The following is a 20316-nucleotide window of genomic DNA, read 5'->3' on the forward strand; positions in this document are numbered from 1 at the left end:
AACACGAGGTTGATAGGTCAGAGGTGTAAGTGTGGTAACATATTTAGCTGACTGATACTAATAGGTCGAGGGCTTGACCAATAAAAATAGATTATCATTTATATGCAATTTTCAGAGAACAAGCTTCTTTGAAAAAGAAAACTCGCTCTGAAGAGTCGAGGAGTACAAGATTCTTAGCCAAATCGAAGATTTGGAGAATCATAGCATCTGGTGATGATGGCGTAGAGGAAACACTCCTTCCCATTCCGAACAGGAAAGTTAAGCTCTACAGCGTCGATGGTACTGCACGGGGAACTGTGTGGAAGAGTAGAACGTTGCCAGGTTCCAACTAGGATCTTTAGCTCAGTTGGTTAGAGCAACCGGCTCATAACCGGTAGGTCCGGGGTTCGAGTCCCTGAAGGTCCACCATACGGGGGTATAGCTCAGTTGGGAGAGCACCTGCCTTGCACGCAGGGGGTCAAGAGTTCGAATCTCTTTATCTCCACCATAAAAGTTACGATTTATATCGTAACTTTTTTTGTTATATAAATATTTATTTAGTAAATATTTAATGTTATTATTAAATTAAAAGCAAACATAAAGAGGAAATATATATGTTATATAGAGTTAAACAATTTTTATGGGCAATAGGGTCTAACTTTAAGGAAATAGATTATAAATATGTAGATAAATTTTTAGACTCTAAAGAAAAAGAATTATTTAATAAATTAAAACATAATGAGAAGCATCATAGTATAAGGGTATGTAAAGATGCAATAAATATATCAAAAGAAAAAAATATTAAAATAGATGATAAAATAATTGGGAAGATTTCATTACTTCATGATATAGGTAAAGGAGAACATAGTTTAAATATATTTGAAAAATCTATATTAGTTATTTTAAATAAGATAACTAATGGAAAGTTACGAAGATTAGATAATATAAAAAATATAGATATCTATTATAATCATGGAGAAAAGGGAGCAACATTATTAAAAGAATATAATAAATATGATAAGGAATTTTTAGAAGCAATAGAATTTCATCATAATGATAAATTTTCTGGTAATAATAAATTGCTAGATATAATAAGAGAAAGTGATAATAAGAACTAGTTTTGAGGTGGAGCAATGACAGCTAACGAAAGAAGAGAGGAAATAATAAGGAATCTAGTTAAAGAAAAGAAAGCTATAAAAGGCTCTGAATTAGCAATATATTTTAATGTTACGAGGCAAGTAATAGTAAAAGATATAGCAATCTTAAGGGCAGCAGGTAAAAATATTATAGCAACGCCTGATGGATATATGATAAATGATAATTTAGATAATAGAATAAAGTCAGTTATAGCAGTAAATCATACTGAAGATGAAATGGAAAATGAATTAGAGATAATTGTAAAGTATGGTGGAATAATAGAAGATGTAATTGTTGAACATCCTTTATATGGAGAAATAAGAGGTATATTAAAAATAAAGAATCTTAATGATTTAAATAAATTTACAGGCTATTTTGAAAAAATAGATGCAAAACCACTATCAGCATTAACTAATGGAGTTCACCTTCATACCATATCAGCAGATTCAGAAGAAAATATGGAACTTATAAAGAGTGAATTAAGTGAAAAGGGATTTATTTTATAGAATAGGGGAAATTAAAATATGGATTATGATGTTTTAGTATTAGGAGGAGGAATCATAGGTTGTGCTGCAGCATATGAATTATCCAAATATAATTTAAATATAGCAGTAATAGAAAAGGAATATGATATAGCAGATGATATATCTTTTGTTAATACTGCTATAGTTTATGATGGATCAGAGACATCTAATAATGTTATGTCAGGCCTAGAGTATATTGGAAACACTTTATTAGAGAATTTATGTAGTAGATTTAATGTTCCTTTTAAAAGAATTGGAGCATTGAGAGTAGTAAATGATGATAATGGCGTACTTAAGCTAAAAGAAATGTATGATAGAGCTGTTAAGAGAGGTATTGATGATATATGCCTAATTAATGGTGATGAAGTTAAAAAGATAGAGCCTAATATAAATACTGATATAAAAAAAGGACTATACTCAAAAAATGTTGCAATTGTAGCACCATATGATTTGGCTATTGCTTATGCAGAAGTAGCATCAGAAAATGGTGTTAACTTTAGATTAGAAGAAGAAGTTTTAAATATAGAAAAAATAAATAAGGGATTTAGAGTAGCTACCAATAGAAATAAATTCACTTGTAAAGTAGTTATAAATACTATTGCAGATGAAATATATATAAATGAAAAAGGTGTTGTCAAAGAAAAGATTTCTGAAGCGGAAGAAGATAGCTTTAAGAATATGTCATATATATTAGTTGATGATAAATATAAAAATAAATTAAATAATGTTGTAACACAGACCTTTGATAAGGATACTTTTGTTGTTTCTACACCAGTTATTAATGGAGGTTCTTTAATTGGTGTAAAAAGTAGTGAAAAAACTAGTTTAGAAGATAATCTAAGCTATGTTGGAGTAATGCTGAAGGACTTAAATAAGAGTATTATAAATAATTTATTTAGAGAGAGCTATGATAAGGATTCAATAGTTGTAGATGATAGTGAGATAGATAAAGGATATATAAGTATAATAGGAACTCATTATGGTAAGATAACATTAGCACCAGCTTTAGCAAAGATGATATGTGATACTCTTACTAATAATTTAAATTGTACATTAAAGAAAAATTTCATTGATAAAAGAAGAGATTTTTATAGATTAAGACAAATGAATAGAGAAGAATTAAATGAAGCTATTAAGGTTGATGGAAGATATGGAAAGATAATATGCAACTGCAACAATGTAAGTGAAGGTGAAATTGTGGATTGTATCAGAAGACCTTTGGGTGCTAGAACTGTAAAAGGTGTAAAAAGAAGAACTGGTGCAGGTTTTGGTAATTGTCATGGTTCATATTGCAATGAAAAGATAATAAGCATATTAGCAAGAGAATTAGATAAAAAGATAACTGATATAGTAGATGATTCAAAAAATTCAAAAATAATATATAGTAGAATAAAAGAGTTTAAAGATATATAGAAGGGGAAAGTATGGATAATAAAGAGATATTCACTTCAGTAGTCAGAGTAAAAGGTAGTGAAAGATATAAGGTTATTCCGGTGAAAAGTAGTGCAGAAGTAGAAAAAAGCAAATGGATACAGTTATCAAAAGTCATCAGTAGGCTTTATGTAAGTGTTCCTATTAAAAAGGGAAGTATAATATGTAAAAATATATTGAATACAGGCTTAGATATAATTTGTACAAAAGATATTTTATCAAAATAAAGTTAATATATGGAAATATATTGACAGAACATATATTATTATAATATATTAAAGATAATAATATATTAAATTAAACCGTTGAAAAGGCTAGTAATAAAATAAGTAATTTCAGAGAGTTAGTGGTTGGTGAGAACTAATATGATTATTTTATGAATCCACCTTGGAGGGACTGTGATGAGCAGTACGGCATTGTCGTTAAAATATATGAGTGGATAATAAGTTACTTATTATCAATTAGGGTGGTAACACGGAGTCTTTCGTCCCTTTATAGGGAGTAGAAGGCTCTTTTTTTATTAAAAAATTTATTATAAATATGGAGGATATTATGCTAGATTTAAAATTTGTAAGAGAAAATCCAGAGATAGTTAAAGAAAACATTAAAAATAAGTTTCAAGATCAAAAGCTTCCTTTAGTTGATGAAGTAATCGCATTAGATGTTGAAAATAGAAAAGCACAACAAGAAGCTGATGCTTTAAGATCAAACAGAAAGACACTTTCAAAACAAATTGGAGCATTAATGGCTCAAGGAAAAAGAGAAGAGGCTGAAGAATTAAAGAATAAAGTTAATGCTCAAGCTACTGCTCTTGCAGAATTAGAAATTAAAGAAACTGAACTTCAAGAAAAAATAAGAAAAATTATGTTAGTTCTTCCTAACATCATAGATCCAAGTGTTCCAATAGGAAAAGATGATAGTGAAAATGTAGAAGTTGAAAAGTTTGGTGAACCAGTAGTTCCAGAATTTGAAATACCTTATCACACAGAAATAATGGAAAAATTAAATGGTATAGATTTAGATAGTGCTAGAAAAGTAGCTGGTAATGGATTTTATTATTTAATGGGAGATATTGCTAGATTACAATCAGGAATACTTTCTTATGCAAGAGATTTCATGATTGATAGAGGATTTACATATTGTATACCTCCATTTATGATTCGTAGCGAAGTTGTTACAGGTGTTATGAGCTTTGCTGAAATGGAATCAATGATGTATAAAATAGAAGGTGAAGATTTATATTTAATAGGAACTAGTGAACATTCTATGATTGGTAAGTTCATTGATACTATAATAAAAGAAGAAAATCTTCCTCAAACTTTAACTAGTTATTCACCATGTTTCAGAAAAGAAAAGGGTGCTCATGGAATTGAAGAAAGAGGAGTTTATAGAATTCATCAATTTGAAAAACAAGAAATGATAGTTGTTTGTAAGCCAGAAGAAAGTAAAGAATGGTTTGATAAGTTATGGAAGAATACAGTAGATTTATTCCGTTCATTAGATATCCCAGTTAGAACATTAGAATGTTGTTCAGGAGATTTAGCAGATCTTAAGGTTAAATCTATAGACGTAGAAGCATGGTCTCCAAGACAAAAGAAATACTTTGAAGTTGGAAGTTGTTCTAATTTAGGTGATGCACAAGCTAGAAGATTGAAGATTCGTGTAAATGGAGAAAAAGGAAAGTACTTTGCACATACTTTAAATAACACAGTTGTTGCTCCACCAAGAATGTTAATTTCATTTTTAGAAAATAACTTAAATGAAGATGGATCAATAAATATTCCAGAAGCATTAAGACCTTACATGGGTGGAAAAGAAGTAATAAGATAATAAAAGTAATATAAAGAGGGATGTAGCATTAAGAATAAATACTACAATATATTGTTTAATTTTTATTTTTTAAAACAATATATTGTGTATAAAAGCTTTAGTGCGACAGCCCCCTTTTTTATGCATAAAAGAAATTAAAGTTAGTTATACCAGTGGATTTTATATTTAATAAAATAGAAATTAAGTATCATACAATAAATATTGACAAATTTTAGAAATATGATAGATTTAATACGGGTGGTATTTTAATTAAACCGCACCTTATATATTTGAAAATTTAAAGATTAAAAGAAATAGCTCATATCAATTTTGAATGAGACTAATTACTATCATGCTCTTTTAGGGGGTGATAATTATGAAATTTGGATTTATTGGAGCAGGAAAGGTTGGCTTTTCCTTAGGAAAATATCTAAAAGAAAATAATATAGACTTAAATGGGTACTATAGTAAGAGCAAGCATTCAGCTAAAGAAGCTGCAATCTTTACAGGTACCAAAAAATATGACAACTTAGAAATGTTAATTGAAGATAGTGATGCTATATTTATTACAACACCTGATAGTGAAATACAAGGAGTTTGGAATAAAATTAATAGGTTATCAATCAAAGATAAATTGATATGTCATTGTAGTGGCTCTATTTCTTCAGAAATCTTTTCAAATATAAATAATCATGGTGCCTATGGTTATTCTATTCACCCAATGTTTGCTATTTCAGACAAATATAATTCTTACAAAAATTTATCTCAAGCATTTATTACAATTGAAGGACACAATAAACATATTGAATATTTTAAGCATCTTTTTTCTAGTTTAGGAAATGATGTAGCGATTATTTCAAAGGAAAATAAATCACTTTATCATGCTGCATCAGTAACAGTTAGCAATCTTATATTAGGGTTAATTAACAATGCACTTAATTATCTTGAAGATTGTGGATTTACAAAAGAAACAGCTATGAAAGCACTTTATCCATTAATAGAATTTAATTTAAAGAACATTAAGGAGAAAGGGGTTATTGATAGCTTAACAGGACCAGTAGAAAGAGGTGATTTAGTTACTGTTATTAATCATTTAAATGTTTTGAGAGAAGAGGATAAGGAATTATATAGATTATTATCAAGAAATATATTAAAAATAGCAAAAGTAAAAAACTTAAATAGGGATTATAAAAATTTAGAAGAATATTTGGGAGAATGATTATGAAAAATACAGTAGTTACTTTTAAAGAAGCTAAACAAAAAAATGAGAAACTTTCTATGCTTACGGCATATGATTATTCAACAGCAAAAATAATTGATGAAGCAGAGATAAATGGAATTTTAGTAGGGGATTCTTTAGGAATGGTTTGTTTAGGGTATGAAGATACCTTATCAGTTACAATGGAAGATATGATACATCATACTAGTGCAGTAACTAGAGGTGCTAAAAATACTTTAGTGATTGCAGATATGCCTTTTATGTCTTATCAGACATGCGTTTATGATGCTGTAGTTAATGCAGGAAGACTAATTAAAGAAGGACGAGCACAAGCAGTTAAATTAGAAGGTGGAATTGAAGTTTGTGACAAAATAGAAGCAATAGTAAAAGCATCAATACCTGTTATGGGGCATATTGGATTAACGCCACAATCAGTTAATGCATTTGGTGGATTTAAAGTTCAAGGAAAGGATGAAGAAGCAGCTAAAAAACTTATTGAGGAAGCTTTAGCAATAGAAAAGGCAGGAGCTTTTGCAGTTGTATTAGAATGTGTTCCAGCTAAATTAGCAGCAATAATAAGTGAAAAATTATCCATTCCAACAATAGGAATAGGAGCAGGAGTAAATTGTGATGGTCAAATCCTTGTTTATCAAGATATGTTAGGATTATTTAGCGATTTTACACCTAAGTTTGTTAAAAAATATGAAAATTTAGGTGAAAAAATGAATATAGCATTTAGAAAATATATTGAAGAGGTTAAAGATGGAGTTTTTCCAGCAGAAGAACATTCTTTTAAAATAAGTGATGAAGTAATTGAAAAGTTATATTAAAAGGGGAAGAAAAAATGAGAATTGTAGGAAAAATAAATGATGTAAGAAACCAAGTAAAGGAATGGAAGAAGCAAGGGTTAACAGTGGGCTTTGTTCCAACTATGGGATATTTACATGAAGGTCATGAAAGCCTTATAAAAAGGGCTTATGAAGAAAATGATAAAGTAGTTGTAAGTATATTTGTAAATCCTATGCAATTTGGACCAAAAGAAGATTTAGCAAGCTATCCAAGGGATTTAAAAAGAGATAGTGAAGTATGTGAAAAGGCTGGTGCTGATCTTATATTCCATCCTGAAAATGAGGAAATGTATTTTAATGATTTTTCTACATTTGTAGATATGAATGGATTAACAAAAGGGTTATGTGGTAAAAGCAGGCCTATACATTTTAGGGGAGTATGTACTGTTGTAACTAAGTTATTTAATATAGTTGCTTCAGATAGAGCATATTTTGGAGAAAAGGATGCACAACAATTAGCTGTAATTAAAAGGATGGTTAGAGATTTAAATATTGATATTGAAATAATAGGATGTCCTATTATAAGGGAAGAGGATGGTCTAGCTAAAAGTTCAAGAAATACTTATTTATCATTAGAGGAAAGAAAAGCAGCTACTATTTTAAATAAGTCATTAAAGTTAGCTAAGGAAAAAATTCAAAGTGGGGAAAGAAATGCAGTTAATATAATTGAAGTTATAGAAAATAATATTAAATCTGAAAAATTAGCTAAAATTGATTATATAGAAATAGTAGACAGTAATTCATTAGAAGAAGTTAAAGAAATAAGCAAATCTATATTAGTTGCAATAGCAGTATTTATAGGTAAAACAAGATTAATAGATAATTTCACATATGAATTATAGCAAGGGGAGAAAAAACAATGAAAGTGAATATGTTAAAGGGTAAGATACACAGAGCAACAGTAGTACAAGCTGAATTAAACTACGTGGGAAGTATTACAGTTGATAAGGATTTATTAGATGCAGCTGGAATATATGAGTATGAAAAGGTGCATATTGTAGATATAGATAATGGGGCTAGATTTGAGACATACACTATAGCAGGTGAAAGAGGAACAGGAATGATTTGTTTAAATGGAGCAGCTGCAAGATGTGTACAAGTTGGAGATAAAATAATATTAATGGCTTATTGTGATTTAGATACAGAAGAGGTAAAGAATCATAAACCAAAGGTTGTCTTTGTAAATGAAGAAAATAAAATTAGTAGAATTACTAATTATGAAAAACATGGACAACTTTCTGAATAATAAAATATTAAAATATCTTTAGACAATATGATGAATTTAGAATAATGTTTTTATTCTAAATTCATCATTTTTTATGTATAAAATTAATTAAAAAAATTTTTTTGAAAAAGTGTTGACATAATATATTACATGCTGATATAATAAAAAACGTTCCGAGGAGAGATGGTCGAGTTGGTTTAAGGCACCGGTCTTGAAAACCGGCGTGCGTGTGAGCGTACCGTGGGTTCGAATCCCACTCTCTCCGCCAAAGCAATTAACTGAAGTTAATTGCTTTTTTTAATGTATGAGAAGCTAGGGTCTATACATTAATGCTAGTAGTTATGTTAATTTTTTCAGTGTAAGCCTTTAGAATAGGAAAATTAATATAACATACTATTTATATTCAAATAATTACAAAAAAGATAAAAGTAGCTATTATAGCTGCTTTTATCTTTTAATATTATATTTATTTTAAAGAAGAGTTTACATCTTTAATAATTTTGTTTAATTGTTTCTCTAATATTTCTGATTTATTTATATTTGAAACTAAGCTTTCATTGATATTCTTTATTTTAGAGCTTACGGAAATACCTATTTCATTAGATTTATTTAAATTAATAGATTGCTCATTAAGTGTTGAAATAAGTCTATGTACATTAGAATCTGTTAATAGAATATTTTCTAGAGATTCATCTAAAGTTTTAGAAGCATTAATTGTTATATTAACACCTTTTTCAACTACATCATTGCTTGTTTCAGAATTTTTAAGAACAGCATCTGTTTCAGTTTTAATTCCACTAATTAAATTAGATATATCTGTAGTGTTTTGTTTAGTAATTTCAGCAAGCTTTCTTATTTCATCAGCAACAACAGCAAATCCTTTTCCATGTTCACCAGCTCTAGCAGCTTCAATGGCAGCATTTAAAGCAAGAAGGTTAGTTTGGTTGGCAATATTGTTAATTATATTAGTAATATTGCTTATTTCATTGTAACTATTCACCAATTCTTTAATACTTTTATATGTTTCTTCATTTTGCTTTTGAAGAGTTTCAATTATTGTTACGATATCAGAAATAGCATTTTTGCTATCCTTTGATTTATCAACAGCAATATTAGTACTTTCTAAAAGAGAAGTTGTATTAATATTGATAGTTTCAGCTAGGTTACTCATAGTATTACCTAATGATTCTATTTCATTAATTTGTTTATTAGCAGTATTTACTATATTTTGTAATGCTAAGTGTTCTCTATTAATTTCATTATGTTTATCAATAGTTTCAGATAATGATTTTGTTGTTGCTTTTATAACTTCAATAACAGTATCTGATTTTGAAGGAGTTTCTTTTATTTGAGCTTCCGTAGTAATTTTAACAGTATCTGTTGTAGGGGCTGTTTTTTTCCTTGAAAATAACATAATATACCTCCAGTAATATTTATTTAAATTATTATATTGAACGTCTTATATTAAATAATCGGAGAAAAATACATTAAAGTTTATAATTATAAGAAATTTAATTTTATTAATAGTAAATTAAGGAAGGAAAAAAGGGATAAAAGCTCAGTAAAAATCACATTTTAAAAAAAAGAAAAAAATTTAAAAAAAAGTGTTGACACTTATATGGAGTGGCTGATATAATAATCATTGTCGAGGAGAGATGGTCGAGTTGGTTTAAGGCACCGGTCTTGAAAACCGGCGTGCGTGTGAGCGTACCGTGGGTTCGAATCCCACTCTCTCCGCCACATAACTTTAAAATTAAAGTATGAAGGCACATGGAGAAATACTCAAGTGGCTGAAGAGGCGCCCCTGCTAAGGGCGTAGGTCGGGCAACTGGCGCCCGGGTTCAAATCCCGGTTTCTCCGCCATAAGACATCTAATATTATTTAGATGTCTTTTTTGTTGTTTAAGAATACGCAAGTTTATAATTGTAAATATTAACAGTAAATGTTATACTTTTCATGTGGTGCTATCAGGTGAAAAGGAGAGATTTATTATGTCAAAAAAATATGTTGTAGGTTTAGATTTAGGTGGAACTAAGATATACACAGCTTTAGTAGACTTAGATGGAACTATAATAAAAGAAAAAGTTGTAGAAACGTTAGCTTTTGAAGGCGAAGAAGCTGTTATTAATAGAATGATGGATACAATTGACTATGTAATAGAGGGAATTGATAAAGAATTAATAAAGGCTATAGGAATTGGTGCTCCAGGTGCTTTAGATTTAAAAGAAGGAATTGTAATGGAATCGCCAAATCTTCCATTTGAAAACTTCGAATTAGTAGGAAAAATAAGAGCAAAATATGATTTACCAACTTACTTAGATAACGATGCAAATGTTGCAACATTAGGAGAGTATAGATTTGGAGCTGGAAAAGGTACTGAAAATATGATTTATATGACTGTAAGTACTGGTATTGGTGGAGGTGCTATACTTAATGGTAAAATATTTAGAGGAAGTACAGGAAATGCTTTAGAAATCGGTCATACTACAATATCTCAAGAAAGAACAAGATGTGGATGTGGAAATTTAGGGTGTGCAGAAAGCTTAGCATCAGGAACTGCCATAGGAAAAAGAGCTAAAGAAGCTGTTAACTCAAATGCGGAAACATCATTAAAAAATTATGATGATGTAACATCAAAAGAAGTATTTATAGAAGCTGCTAAAGGTGATAGGGTAGCAAAGGAAATTTTAAATACGTCATTAACTTATTTAGGAATTACAGTAGCTAATGTTATTACAAGCTTTGATCCAGAAAAAGTTGTTATTGGTGGAGGCGTAATAAATGGTGGAGACATTGTTTTAGAAGCTATTAAAGAAGAAGTAGCTAAAAGATGTATGAAAGTATTTGTTGATTCATGCTCAATAGAAAAAGCCAAATTAGGTGGACAAGCAGGAGTTTTAGGAGCTGCAGCTTTAGCTATAATGGAATAGATATAATTATATAAAAAAATTGCTTTAAGACAATTAATAACTGTTTTAGAGCAATTTTTTTGTACATAATTATCATAACGAGTATTATTAAATGAGGAAAAGAGAGCTATGAGGGGATGTTAAAATGATATATGGTAAAGGGTTATATTTAAGGGAAGTAGTTAAGGAAGATATAGATAGAGCTTATGAATTATGTGTAAATGACGATGTATTAAAATATGATGGTGGATATACTTCCTTTGCATCGAAAGAATATATAAAGGAAAATTATAAATATTTTCAAATGAGATCAAAGAAGAATTATGCCATAGTAAATACTAAAGGAATTATGGTGGGAATAATATCATATAGAAAATCTAATTATGTTAGTGATGTATATTATATAGGCATATGCATAGGAAGAAAATATTGGAGAATGGGGTATGGCGAAAATAGCATTAAAGCCATGCTTAGATATCTCTTTAAAAATAAAAAAGCTCATAAGGTAGAATTAGAAGTAGTTGAGGATAATATAGCAGCAATTAATTGCTATAAGAAATGTGGATTTATTGAAGAGGGAAAAAGGAGACAGAAATATTATTTTAAAGGAATATATTTAGATACTGTTTTAATGGGCATATTGGAAGAAGAATATAAAAAAAAGGAGTAAGAAATGGGCATAAGATTTATTTTTGGTAGAGCTGGTTCAGGAAAAAGTGAATTTTGCTTAAAATCTATAGATAAAAAAATAAGGGAATGTGATAAGGATAATAAACTTATATTATTAGTACCAGATCAGTATACATTTCAAAGCGAAAAGAAGCTATTAGAGCATACAGGTGAAAAATCACTTCTTAGGGCAGAGGTATTAAGCTTTAAGAGAATGGCAAACAGAGTTTTTGATAGAGTTGGTGGACGTACAGAAAATATAATTGAAGATTCAGGAAAAAACATGCTTATTTATAAATTATTAAAGGAAAATATGGATGATTTGCATTACTTTAATAAGATAAGTAGAAAGCAAGGATTTGTAGGAGTGGTATCAAAGACAATAACAGAGTTTAAAAAGTACAATATTGCAGAGGAAATTTTAATAAATAAAAAAGAAGAATTAAATGAAGGTGAGTTAAAGGATAAAATCAAAGATTTGTCTTTTATTTATCATAAATTTAATGATAATTTACATAAGAATTATATAGATTCAGAAGATGTATTATCACTTTTAGCAGAAAAATTAAAAGAAAGCCAAATGTATAGAGACGCAGAAATATGGATTGATGAATTTACAACCTTTACTCCTCAGCAGATGGAAATAATAAAGATTTTGGCTAAGAGATGTAAGAGAGTCAATATAACTTTATGTAGTGAAGGTAAAAATGATGAAGAAACAGATATATTTGATGCCATTAAGAATACAGAATATAAGATTTTAAAGTTAATGGAGGAAAATAATATTCCTTATGAAAAACCTATTAATTTAAATAAAGACATTCCATATAGATTTAAACAAAGTGAGGAACTTGCTCATATAGAAAAACATTTATTTACTTATCCATTTAAAACATATAAGGGAAAAGTTAAGGATATAAGGTTATATAAAGCTAATAATAGCTATAGTGAAATGGAATGGGTTGCTCAGGATATAGTAAGGTTAGTAAGAGATAAAAATTATAGATATAAGGATATAGCTGTTGTATGTAGGGATATCGATAGTTATGATAAGATAACTAGCGTTATTTTTAATGAATATAACATTCCTGTATTTTTAGATAAAAAAAGAGAAATATTAAGTAATCCTTTAGTGGTGTTAATTTTATCAACTTTAGAAATATTAATATCTAATTGGTCATATGAAAGTGTATTTAAGTATGTTAAGAGTGGACTAATCAAATTAGATAGAGAATTTATTGATAAGTTAGAAAATCATATACTACTTAATGGTATAAGGGGTTATAGATGGACTAGTGAGTTATTAAAAGAAATTGAAGAGCCAAGTAAAGATGAAATAGAAATTGCCGAGATAATGGAGGAAATAAGAAAACCAATAATTAATTTATATAGAAAAGTTGGCAATGAAAATTCAGTAAAAGAATACTGTATAGCCATATACGAATTGCTTGTGGAAATAAATGCTCTAGAAACCATAGATGAATGGATTGATGAATTTGAAAAAATTGGTTTACAGGATAAGGTAAAGGAATATAGTCAGGTGCCTCAAATTGTTATGGATATATTAGATCAAGCAGTTGAAGTATTAGGTGATGAAGTAACAGATATAAAAACTTTTGCTAGAATTCTTAGCTCAGGTTTTGAAGAACATGAAGTAGGTGTAATACCTATGTCTTTAGATCAAGTAAATGTAGGAGATATTGCAAGAATAAAAGGACGTGAAGTAAAAGCATTATATATAGTAGGAGCTAATGATGGAGTACTACCGTCAGCTAATAAAAATGAAGGAATACTTTCTGATGAAGATAGAATTGAATTAAAAGAATTAGGTATAGAAATAGCTTCAGATACTAGAAGTAGAATTTTTGAAGAACAATTTATGGTGTATACTGCCTTAACTATTGCATCAGAATATCTTATGATAACTTATCCAATGGCAGATTTTGAAGGAAAATCGCTAAGACCTTCAATAATCATACCAAGAATGAAAAAGATATTTAGAAATCTACAGGAAGAAAGTGAAATATATAATATAAATATTAAAGAAGATAAGTTTAATAAGATAACTGCACCAATACCTACTTTTAATGAAATGGTAACTGCCATGAGACGTGAATTTGAAAAAGAGGAAATTGAGGATTACTGGGTGCAAGCATATAAATGGTTTGAAGAAAGTGAAGAATTTAAATTGAAATCGGATGTGATATTTAAGGGGCTTACTTATTCAAATTTATTGGAAAATATACCAAGGGATTTAATTAAAAAATTATATGCTGATGATAATGGACGATTTATGTTTAGTGTATCAAGATTAGAAAAATATGCACAATGTCCTTTTAGCTATTATATACAGTATGGACTTAAGGCAAAAGATAGAAAGATATATGAGTTTACAGCACCAGATTTAGGAGCATTTATGCATGATATATTAGATAAATTCACTAACAAAATAAAGAAAGAAAATATAGCTTGGATTGATTTAGATAAAAATAAATGTGCACAAATTGTTAATGAATTAGTGGATACTAAGCTTAAGAATGAAGAAAATTCTATATTAAATAGTAGTAAAAAGTATCAATATTTTGCTGGTAGATTTAAAAGAATAATAACTAAATCTGTGGTGGTAATATCTGAACAAATGAAAAAAGGAGAATTTGATATATTTAAAAGTGAATTTGATTTTGGTGACTTTAAAGATTCTGAACCTATAACATTAGAGTTACCATCAAAGGAGAAAGTATATCTTAAAGGAAGAGTAGATAGAATTGATAAGGCAGTAATTGATGGTGAAACCTATATTAGAATAGTTGATTATAAATCAGGTTCTAAAACTTTCGATTTAAATGAATTATATTATGGATTGCAGATACAGTTATTAGTTTATTTAGATGCCATACTTAAAAATTCACAACATATCTTACATGAACAATGTATGCCAGGAGCAATATTATACTTTAAAATTGATGACCCAATAATAAAGTCTAAGAAGGCCTTAGAAGATGATGAAATAAAAGATGAGGTATTAAAGAAATTAAAGATGAATGGGCTTTTATTAAAGGATGCAAAGTTAGTTAAGGCAATGGATAAAGATATGGAGACTTATTCACTTATAATACCTGCTGCCTTTAAAAAAGATGGTGATTTTTCTAGCACAAGTTCTGTAGTAACAGAAGAACAATTTGAGATATTAAGAAAATATGTTAATGATAAGATGGTTGAATTATGTGATGAAATGCTTAGTGGTCAGATAAAGATTGAGCCTACAAAGTCATTAAAGGTAACTTATTGTGATTATTGTGACTATTCATCAATATGTCAGTTTGATACATCCATAAGAGATAATAAATATAAAGTGCTCCTAAATAAAGATAAAGAAGAAATATGGGAGTGTATGAAAAATAGAGTTGAATATCAAAAGGAGGATAATAATGTCGGAAACTAAATGGACAGATGAGCAGCAGCAGGCAATAGATACAAGAAGATGTAACCTTTTAGTGGCAGCAGCTGCTGGTTCAGGAAAAACTGCAGTACTTGTTGAAAGAATAATAAAGATAATAACTAATGAAGAAAATCCAGTAGATATAGATAAATTATTAGTTGTTACATTTACTTCAGCTGCAGCTGCAGAAATGAGAGAAAGAATAGCAGCAGCTATATCAAAAGCTTTGGAGAAGAATCCAAATTCTAAGAATCTACAAAAGCAGCTTACTCTTTTAAGCAGGGCCAATATAACTACAATGCACTCATTTTGCTTAGATGTAATAAAAAATTATTTTTATACTATAGATTTAGATCCTTCCTTTAGAATTGCAGATGAAACAGAAATAACTCTGATGAAGAATGAAATAATTGAAGATATTTTTGAAGAACTTTATGAAGAAGATAATCAGTATTTTAAAGAATTAGTGGAAGCATATAGCAGTGCAAAAGATGATGAAAAGTTAAAAGATATTATTTTAAATCTTTATAAATTCTCCATGAGTGGACCATGGCCAGAAAGGTGGCTTATTGAAAAAGCAGAGGAATTTAATATAAATACCTTAGAAGAATTAGATAAGACAAAATGGGTGGAAATATTAAAGGATAATATAAGGGTAGAAGTTAAAGGATTTATCAATATGTATCATAAAGCCATTGAAATAATCAATGATACAGAAGGGCTAGAAGCATATTTAGATACTTTTAGAGGAGATTTAGAATGTTTAAAAAATGTCTATGAATCTTTAAATCATGGTTTAGCAGAGATATATGCAGCTTTAAATGGCGTAGTATTTACTAAATTAAAGACTGTAAGAAAAAGTGCTGTTGCTGATGAAAATGCTCAAGAAACTGTAAAATCCATCAGAGATGCTGTAAAGAAAAAGATAAAGTCATTAACAGAAGATAGTTTTACCATTACACCAGAAGAGAGTTTACAAGGAATAAAAGATGTATATCCTTATATGAAGGAATTATCAAGAATAACTTTAGATTGCTTAAATAAATTTAATGAAAAGAAAAGAGAAAAAAATCTATTAGATTTTAATGATTTAGAACATTTATGTTTAAAGATACTTATTGATAGAGATGAGAATAATAATATAATACCTTCATCTGTGGCAGAGCATTTTAAAGAATTTTTTGATGAAGTACTAGTAGATGAGTATCAAGATTCTAACAATGTACAAGAAACAATTATTGACCTTGTATCAAGAAAAAATGGTGATAATCCTAATGTGTTTATGGTTGGTGATGTAAAGCAAAGCATTTATAGATTTAGACAGGCAAAACCAGAACTATTTTTAGATAAATATAATAGATATCCTTTAGTTTCAGCAGGAAGAGAAAGAAAGATACAGCTTTATAAGAATTTTAGAAGTAGAGATGAAGTTTTAAGAGGTGTTAACTTTATATTTAAAATGGTAATGTCTAATGTTGTTGGAGAATTGGAATATACAGATGATGAGGCATTACATTTAGGTGCTGCTTTCCTGGAAAACAATGATGAAGATTCTGAAGTAGGCGGAAATATTGAACTTCATATGATTGATAAGTCTGGTAATGAAGCTGAAGAAGGGGTAGAGGAAGAACTACAAGAATCAGAAGAAGAGGAAGTAGTAGATGCTATTTCTTTAGAAGCTAAACTAGTAAGTAAGAGAATAAAAGAATTATTTGAAACTAAAGATGGTAAAAGGTTCAAGGTATTTGATAAGGAAACAAAAGCATATAGAGATGTTAAATATAAAGATATAGTGATTCTTTTAAGAGCAACAAAAAATTGGTCGGAAATATTTCTTGATGAGTTAGGCGCTGAAGGAATTCCTGTTTATGCTGATACAGGTAGTGGATATTTTGAATCAATAGAAATAAGGACAATTATGTCTTTATTAAAAATCATTGATAATCCATTACAAGATGTTCCTATGATAGCTGTGCTTAAATCGCCAATAATGGGCTTCACAGCAGAAGAACTTAGTGAAATAAGATTACTTAATAAGGAAAGATATTTTTATGAAATTATCAAAGATATTTATGATGATGAATATGAAGTAAGTGATACTTTAAAAGCAAAATGTAACAAGGTTATCAGTGATTTAGATAAGTGGAGAAATAAAACAATATATACACCAATAGATGAATTTATATGGTACTTATATATGGATACTGCTTATTATGGATATGTGGGAGCAATGCCTAATGGAACATTAAGACAGGCTAATTTAAAGATATTATTCCAGCGTGCTAAGCAATATGAAAGCACTAGTTTTAAGGGATTATTCAATTTTATAACTTTTATTAATAAGCTACGAAAATCTTCAGGTGATATGGGTAGTGCAAAGATTCTTGGGGAACATGAAGATGTTGTAAGAATTATGAGTATACACAAAAGCAAAGGGCTTGAATTCCCTATAGTATTTACTTGTGGAATGGGAAAACAATTTAATTTAATGGATTTAAATAGTTCAATATTGTTCCATGAAGAATTAGGATTTGGTCCTGACTTTGTTAATTTAAAAAATAGAAATTCATATAGCACTTTGGCTAAGGAAGCTATAAAGAAGAGGATAAGACTTGAAACATTATCAGAAGAAATGAGAATATTATATGTTGCTTTTACAAGAGCCAAGGAAAAGCTAATTATTACTGGTGCTACAAGAAACTTAGATAAATCTATAAAAAATTGGGTAAGTGCGGCATCCTTAGATGAAAATATAATATTGCCATCGGAAGTATTAAAAGGAAAGTCATATTTAGACTGGATTGCCATGGCAATTTGTAAACATAGGCATGGGGAAGAACTAAGGGAACAATGTGGTGCATATAGAGACCTTATTGTGAATGATTTTTCTAATTGGGATGTTTGCCTGTGGAGAAAAGGAGATATTCTTGGGGATAAAAATTTAGAGCCTGTGGATAAAATTGAAGAAAACACTTTAAATATAACAGCTACTAATATATCTGTGGATAAAGAAATAAAGAGAAGATTATCATATAAATATAAATACGAAGAAGGCTCAATACTTCCAAGCAACGTATCTGTATCAGATTTAAAACGTAAAGATTTTCAGTATGAAGATGAAGCAGAAACTTTAGAAGTATTTAGAGAGAGGGAAATAATTAAGCCTAAATTCTTGCAAGAAGAAAAAGGATTTACTGCAGCTGAAAAAGGAACTCTTATGCACTATGTTATGTTAAGATTAGATTTTGACAGAGTAGGTAGCGTATCTGAGATTAAAAAACAAATTGAAGAGCTTGTTTTAAATAAATCATTAACAGAAAAAGAAGCAAAAGTTATTAGATATACAAAGATATTTAGTTTCTTTAAAAGTGAGTTAGGAAAGAGAATATTAAAAGCTCATGAAGAAGGAAGAATGGTTCATCGAGAATTACCTTTCTTTACGGAAATAAGCAGTTTAAATATCAATCCAGAGCTTAATAAGGAAATCTATCAAAATGAAAAGATTAGATTACAAGGAATAATAGATGGATTCTTTAAGGAAGAGGATGGGATAGTATTATTTGATTATAAGACAGATTATCTTGAAGAAGGAAATGAAGAAGAAATTATAGAAAGATATAAGATTCAAATGAAATATTATAAAGAGGCCTTAGAAAAAATCACAGAAAGTAGAGTTAAAGAGATATATCTTTATTTATTTGCTTTAGACAAAGAAGTAGTATTGGAAATTTAAAATATAAGGAGCTTGTGGCTAAGCCATAAGCTCCTTATATTTTTTAGCAAGATTTATTAATTGATCTTTGCAGTTAAGATTTTTATCATCAAGCACAGCTTCTAAAAGCTTATGCAGAATTATGCCTACTTTCTTGCCAGGAAGAAGATTTAATTCAGCAATTAAAGTTTTTCCATCAATGGCTAAATCTTTTAAAGTTAATGGTTCATTATTATCTAAGATAAATTTTGTTCTGCTTTCCATAAAATCAACTTTCTTTAAGAAAGGAATAGGATCCCATAGTGCATTTATATCAGCTCTTTGTAAATCAAATAAAATGAAGATATTTTCCTTACCAACATTATTAATAAGTCTTTTAATTTCACCATCTGTAGGCATGTAAGAAACATTTAAAACAAGATGATGTTTGATAAGTGCAGATATACTTTCAATAGTTAAATTATCAAATTTAAGGCGCTTAAGTACATGTACCACCATTTTAGCTCCTTCTTCACTATGACCAGGAAAATAATAGTGACCATTAGGTAATGCTGTAATAGTATTAATTTTACCTATATCATGAAATAAAGCAGCTAATCTTAAATTAAGGTTAGTATATGTGTTATCCAAAACCTTTAAAGTGTGAGTAAATACATTCCTATTATGATTATTACAAAGTGGTGTGTAGCAAACAAGGTCATTTACTTCTGGGAGAATTATTGAAAGCATATTAGTTTCTCTCAGCATTTTTATTCCTTGAGAAGGGTTATCAGAAAGTAGAATTTTACATAATTCATCCTTGATTCGCTCACTACTTATATTCTTGATAAACTGAACATTATCTTTGATAGCATTGTAAGTTTTTGTGTCTATAGTAAAGCCTAATTGAGCACTAAATCTTATGGCTCTAAGCATTCGAAGAGCGTCTTCATTAAAACGTTTATGAGGGTCACCAACAGCTCTAATAACCTTATTTTGTAAGTCATCTATACCGTTAAAATAATCAACAAGACCTTCCTTATCATTATAGGCGAAGGCATTTATTGTAAAGTCACGTCTAGATAAGTCTTTTTTAATATCACTTACAAATTCAACTTTTTCAGGATGTCTATTGTCTATATAGTTTCCTTCTGTTCTATAGGTAGTAACTTCAAAATTTTCTTTATCAATTACAACAGTAACTGTGCCGTGTTTAATGCCAGTAGGAATTGTTTTAGAAAATAAATCTTCAGTTATTTTTGGTAAGGCAGATGTTGTAATATCAAAATCCTTTGGCTTTAATCCTAGTAAGGAATCACGAACACATCCTCCTACCATAAAGGCTTCATAATTATTATTATAATAAGTGTCAATTATATATTTAACATTTTTAGGTATATTAATATTCATATAAAACATCCTTTTAGATTTTAATA

The 20316-nt window shown here is 28.9% G+C and carries 15 protein-coding genes, 5 tRNA genes, 2 rRNA genes and 1 other annotated feature; of the genes, 20 read left to right on the forward strand and 2 right to left on the reverse strand.

Translation table 11 applies throughout. From position 1 onward, the window contains the following. The 14 genes from H8R92_RS07945 to H8R92_RS08010 form a co-directional block, all read left to right on the forward strand. Positions 1-81 (forward strand): 23S ribosomal RNA (locus tag H8R92_RS07945); the annotation flags it as partial. 125 nt (positions 82-206) lie between these two features. Beyond that, a 5S ribosomal RNA gene (gene rrf / locus H8R92_RS07950) occupies positions 207-323 on the forward strand. 8 nt (positions 324-331) lie between these two features. Further along, positions 332-408, forward strand: a tRNA-Ile gene (locus tag H8R92_RS07955). A 3-nt stretch (positions 409-411) separates the two neighbouring features. After that, a tRNA-Ala gene (locus H8R92_RS07960) sits at positions 412-487 on the forward strand. Positions 488-593: 106 nt separating this feature from the next. Beyond that, positions 594-1097 (forward strand): HDIG domain-containing metalloprotein, encoded by a 504-nt coding sequence (locus H8R92_RS07965; protein ID WP_022211223.1) that lies wholly within the window; start codon positions 594-596, stop codon positions 1095-1097. A 15-nt stretch (positions 1098-1112) separates the two neighbouring features. Beyond that, positions 1113-1622, forward strand: a complete 510-nt coding sequence (locus tag H8R92_RS07970; RefSeq protein WP_022211224.1) for a transcription repressor NadR — start codon at positions 1113-1115, stop codon at positions 1620-1622. A gap of 18 nt (positions 1623-1640) precedes the next feature. After that, complete coding sequence (locus tag H8R92_RS07975; protein WP_022211225.1) at positions 1641-3053, forward strand: NAD(P)/FAD-dependent oxidoreductase; 1413 nt, start codon at positions 1641-1643, stop codon at positions 3051-3053. 11 nt (positions 3054-3064) lie between these two features. Then, positions 3065-3298: a DUF1667 domain-containing protein gene (locus H8R92_RS07980; RefSeq protein WP_022211226.1), complete on the forward strand. Its 234-nt coding sequence runs from the start codon at positions 3065-3067 to the stop codon at positions 3296-3298. 69 nt (positions 3299-3367) lie between these two features. Then, positions 3368-3566: a binding site (T-box leader), on the forward strand. A 57-nt stretch (positions 3567-3623) separates the two neighbouring features. After that, positions 3624-4901 (forward strand): serine--tRNA ligase, encoded by a 1278-nt coding sequence (gene serS, locus H8R92_RS07985; RefSeq protein ID WP_022211227.1) that lies wholly within the window; start codon positions 3624-3626, stop codon positions 4899-4901. A gap of 355 nt (positions 4902-5256) precedes the next feature. Continuing rightward, positions 5257-6099, forward strand: a complete 843-nt coding sequence (locus H8R92_RS07990) for a Rossmann-like and DUF2520 domain-containing protein (protein ID WP_186835154.1) — start codon at positions 5257-5259, stop codon at positions 6097-6099. Positions 6100-6101: 2 nt separating this feature from the next. After that, positions 6102-6929 carry a 3-methyl-2-oxobutanoate hydroxymethyltransferase gene (gene panB / locus H8R92_RS07995; RefSeq protein WP_022211229.1) on the forward strand — a complete coding sequence of 276 codons (828 nt, stop codon included), beginning with the start codon at positions 6102-6104 and terminating at the stop codon, positions 6927-6929. A 14-nt stretch (positions 6930-6943) separates the two neighbouring features. Continuing rightward, positions 6944-7789, forward strand: a complete 846-nt coding sequence (gene panC / locus H8R92_RS08000) for a pantoate--beta-alanine ligase (protein ID WP_186835155.1) — start codon at positions 6944-6946, stop codon at positions 7787-7789. Between the two features lie 17 nt (positions 7790-7806). Then, a complete protein-coding gene (panD, locus tag H8R92_RS08005) occupies positions 7807-8193 on the forward strand; it encodes an aspartate 1-decarboxylase (RefSeq protein WP_022211231.1) in 387 nt (128 codons plus the stop codon). Positions 8194-8349: 156 nt separating this feature from the next. Next, positions 8350-8440: transfer RNA gene (locus H8R92_RS08010), tRNA-Ser, on the forward strand. Between the two features lie 198 nt (positions 8441-8638). On the opposite strand, the gene H8R92_RS08015 is transcribed toward H8R92_RS08010, so the two are convergent. Then, positions 8639-9586 (reverse strand): methyl-accepting chemotaxis protein, encoded by a 948-nt coding sequence (locus H8R92_RS08015; protein ID WP_186835156.1) that lies wholly within the window; start codon positions 9584-9586, stop codon positions 8639-8641. A 235-nt stretch (positions 9587-9821) separates the two neighbouring features. On the opposite strand from H8R92_RS08015, the gene H8R92_RS08020 reads away from it, so the two are divergent. The 6 genes from H8R92_RS08020 to addA all read left to right on the forward strand — a co-directional run bounded on the left by H8R92_RS08020 (position 9822) and on the right by addA (position 18922). Further along, positions 9822-9912: transfer RNA gene (locus H8R92_RS08020), tRNA-Ser, on the forward strand. A gap of 32 nt (positions 9913-9944) precedes the next feature. Continuing rightward, positions 9945-10035: transfer RNA gene (locus tag H8R92_RS08025), tRNA-Ser, on the forward strand. A 128-nt stretch (positions 10036-10163) separates the two neighbouring features. Next, the gene (locus H8R92_RS08030) at positions 10164-11102 is read left to right on the forward strand and encodes an ROK family protein (protein WP_186835157.1); all 939 of its coding nucleotides are present in this window, start codon (positions 10164-10166) and stop codon (positions 11100-11102) included. 124 nt (positions 11103-11226) lie between these two features. Further along, positions 11227-11751 (forward strand): GNAT family N-acetyltransferase, encoded by a 525-nt coding sequence (locus tag H8R92_RS08035; RefSeq protein WP_022211234.1) that lies wholly within the window; start codon positions 11227-11229, stop codon positions 11749-11751. A 3-nt stretch (positions 11752-11754) separates the two neighbouring features. Then, positions 11755-15192: a helicase-exonuclease AddAB subunit AddB gene (gene addB / locus H8R92_RS08040; protein ID WP_186835158.1), complete on the forward strand. Its 3438-nt coding sequence runs from the start codon at positions 11755-11757 to the stop codon at positions 15190-15192. Then, positions 15179-18922, forward strand: a complete 3744-nt coding sequence (gene addA / locus H8R92_RS08045) for a helicase-exonuclease AddAB subunit AddA (RefSeq protein ID WP_186835159.1) — start codon at positions 15179-15181, stop codon at positions 18920-18922. Before addB ends, addA begins: the two co-directional genes overlap by 14 nt. A gap of 18 nt (positions 18923-18940) precedes the next feature. Here addA and H8R92_RS08050 read toward each other — a convergent pair whose 3' ends face one another. Then, positions 18941-20290 (reverse strand): CCA tRNA nucleotidyltransferase, encoded by a 1350-nt coding sequence (locus H8R92_RS08050; protein ID WP_186835160.1) that lies wholly within the window; start codon positions 20288-20290, stop codon positions 18941-18943. Positions 20291-20316 lie beyond the last annotated feature (26 nt).

The sequence above is a fragment of the Clostridium lentum genome, assembly GCF_014287815.1.
GTDB lineage: Bacteria > Bacillota > Clostridia > Clostridiales > Clostridiaceae > Clostridium > Clostridium lentum.

What these genes read in the sequence shown, in the direction of transcription:
- H8R92_RS07965 (WP_022211223.1), top strand. Translation starts at nt 594, where the DNA reads ATGTTATATAGAGTTAAACAATTTTTATGGGCAATAGGGTCTAACTTT.
- H8R92_RS07970 (WP_022211224.1), top strand. Translation starts at nt 1,113, where the DNA reads ATGACAGCTAACGAAAGAAGAGAGGAAATAATAAGGAATCTAGTTAAA.
- H8R92_RS07975 (WP_022211225.1), top strand. Translation starts at nt 1,641, where the DNA reads ATGGATTATGATGTTTTAGTATTAGGAGGAGGAATCATAGGTTGTGCT.
- H8R92_RS07980 (WP_022211226.1), top strand. Translation starts at nt 3,065, where the DNA reads ATGGATAATAAAGAGATATTCACTTCAGTAGTCAGAGTAAAAGGTAGT.
- serS (WP_022211227.1), top strand. Translation starts at nt 3,624, where the DNA reads ATGCTAGATTTAAAATTTGTAAGAGAAAATCCAGAGATAGTTAAAGAA.
- H8R92_RS07990 (WP_186835154.1), top strand. Translation starts at nt 5,257, where the DNA reads ATGAAATTTGGATTTATTGGAGCAGGAAAGGTTGGCTTTTCCTTAGGA.
- panB (WP_022211229.1), top strand. Translation starts at nt 6,102, where the DNA reads ATGAAAAATACAGTAGTTACTTTTAAAGAAGCTAAACAAAAAAATGAG.
- panC (WP_186835155.1), top strand. Translation starts at nt 6,944, where the DNA reads ATGAGAATTGTAGGAAAAATAAATGATGTAAGAAACCAAGTAAAGGAA.
- panD (WP_022211231.1), top strand. Translation starts at nt 7,807, where the DNA reads ATGAAAGTGAATATGTTAAAGGGTAAGATACACAGAGCAACAGTAGTA.
- H8R92_RS08015 (WP_186835156.1), bottom strand. Translation starts at nt 9,586, where the DNA reads ATGTTATTTTCAAGGAAAAAAACAGCCCCTACAACAGATACTGTTAAA.
- H8R92_RS08030 (WP_186835157.1), top strand. Translation starts at nt 10,164, where the DNA reads ATGTCAAAAAAATATGTTGTAGGTTTAGATTTAGGTGGAACTAAGATA.
- H8R92_RS08035 (WP_022211234.1), top strand. Translation starts at nt 11,227, where the DNA reads ATGATATATGGTAAAGGGTTATATTTAAGGGAAGTAGTTAAGGAAGAT.
- addB (WP_186835158.1), top strand. Translation starts at nt 11,755, where the DNA reads ATGGGCATAAGATTTATTTTTGGTAGAGCTGGTTCAGGAAAAAGTGAA.
- addA (WP_186835159.1), top strand. Translation starts at nt 15,179, where the DNA reads ATGTCGGAAACTAAATGGACAGATGAGCAGCAGCAGGCAATAGATACA.
- H8R92_RS08050 (WP_186835160.1), bottom strand. Translation starts at nt 20,290, where the DNA reads ATGAATATTAATATACCTAAAAATGTTAAATATATAATTGACACTTAT.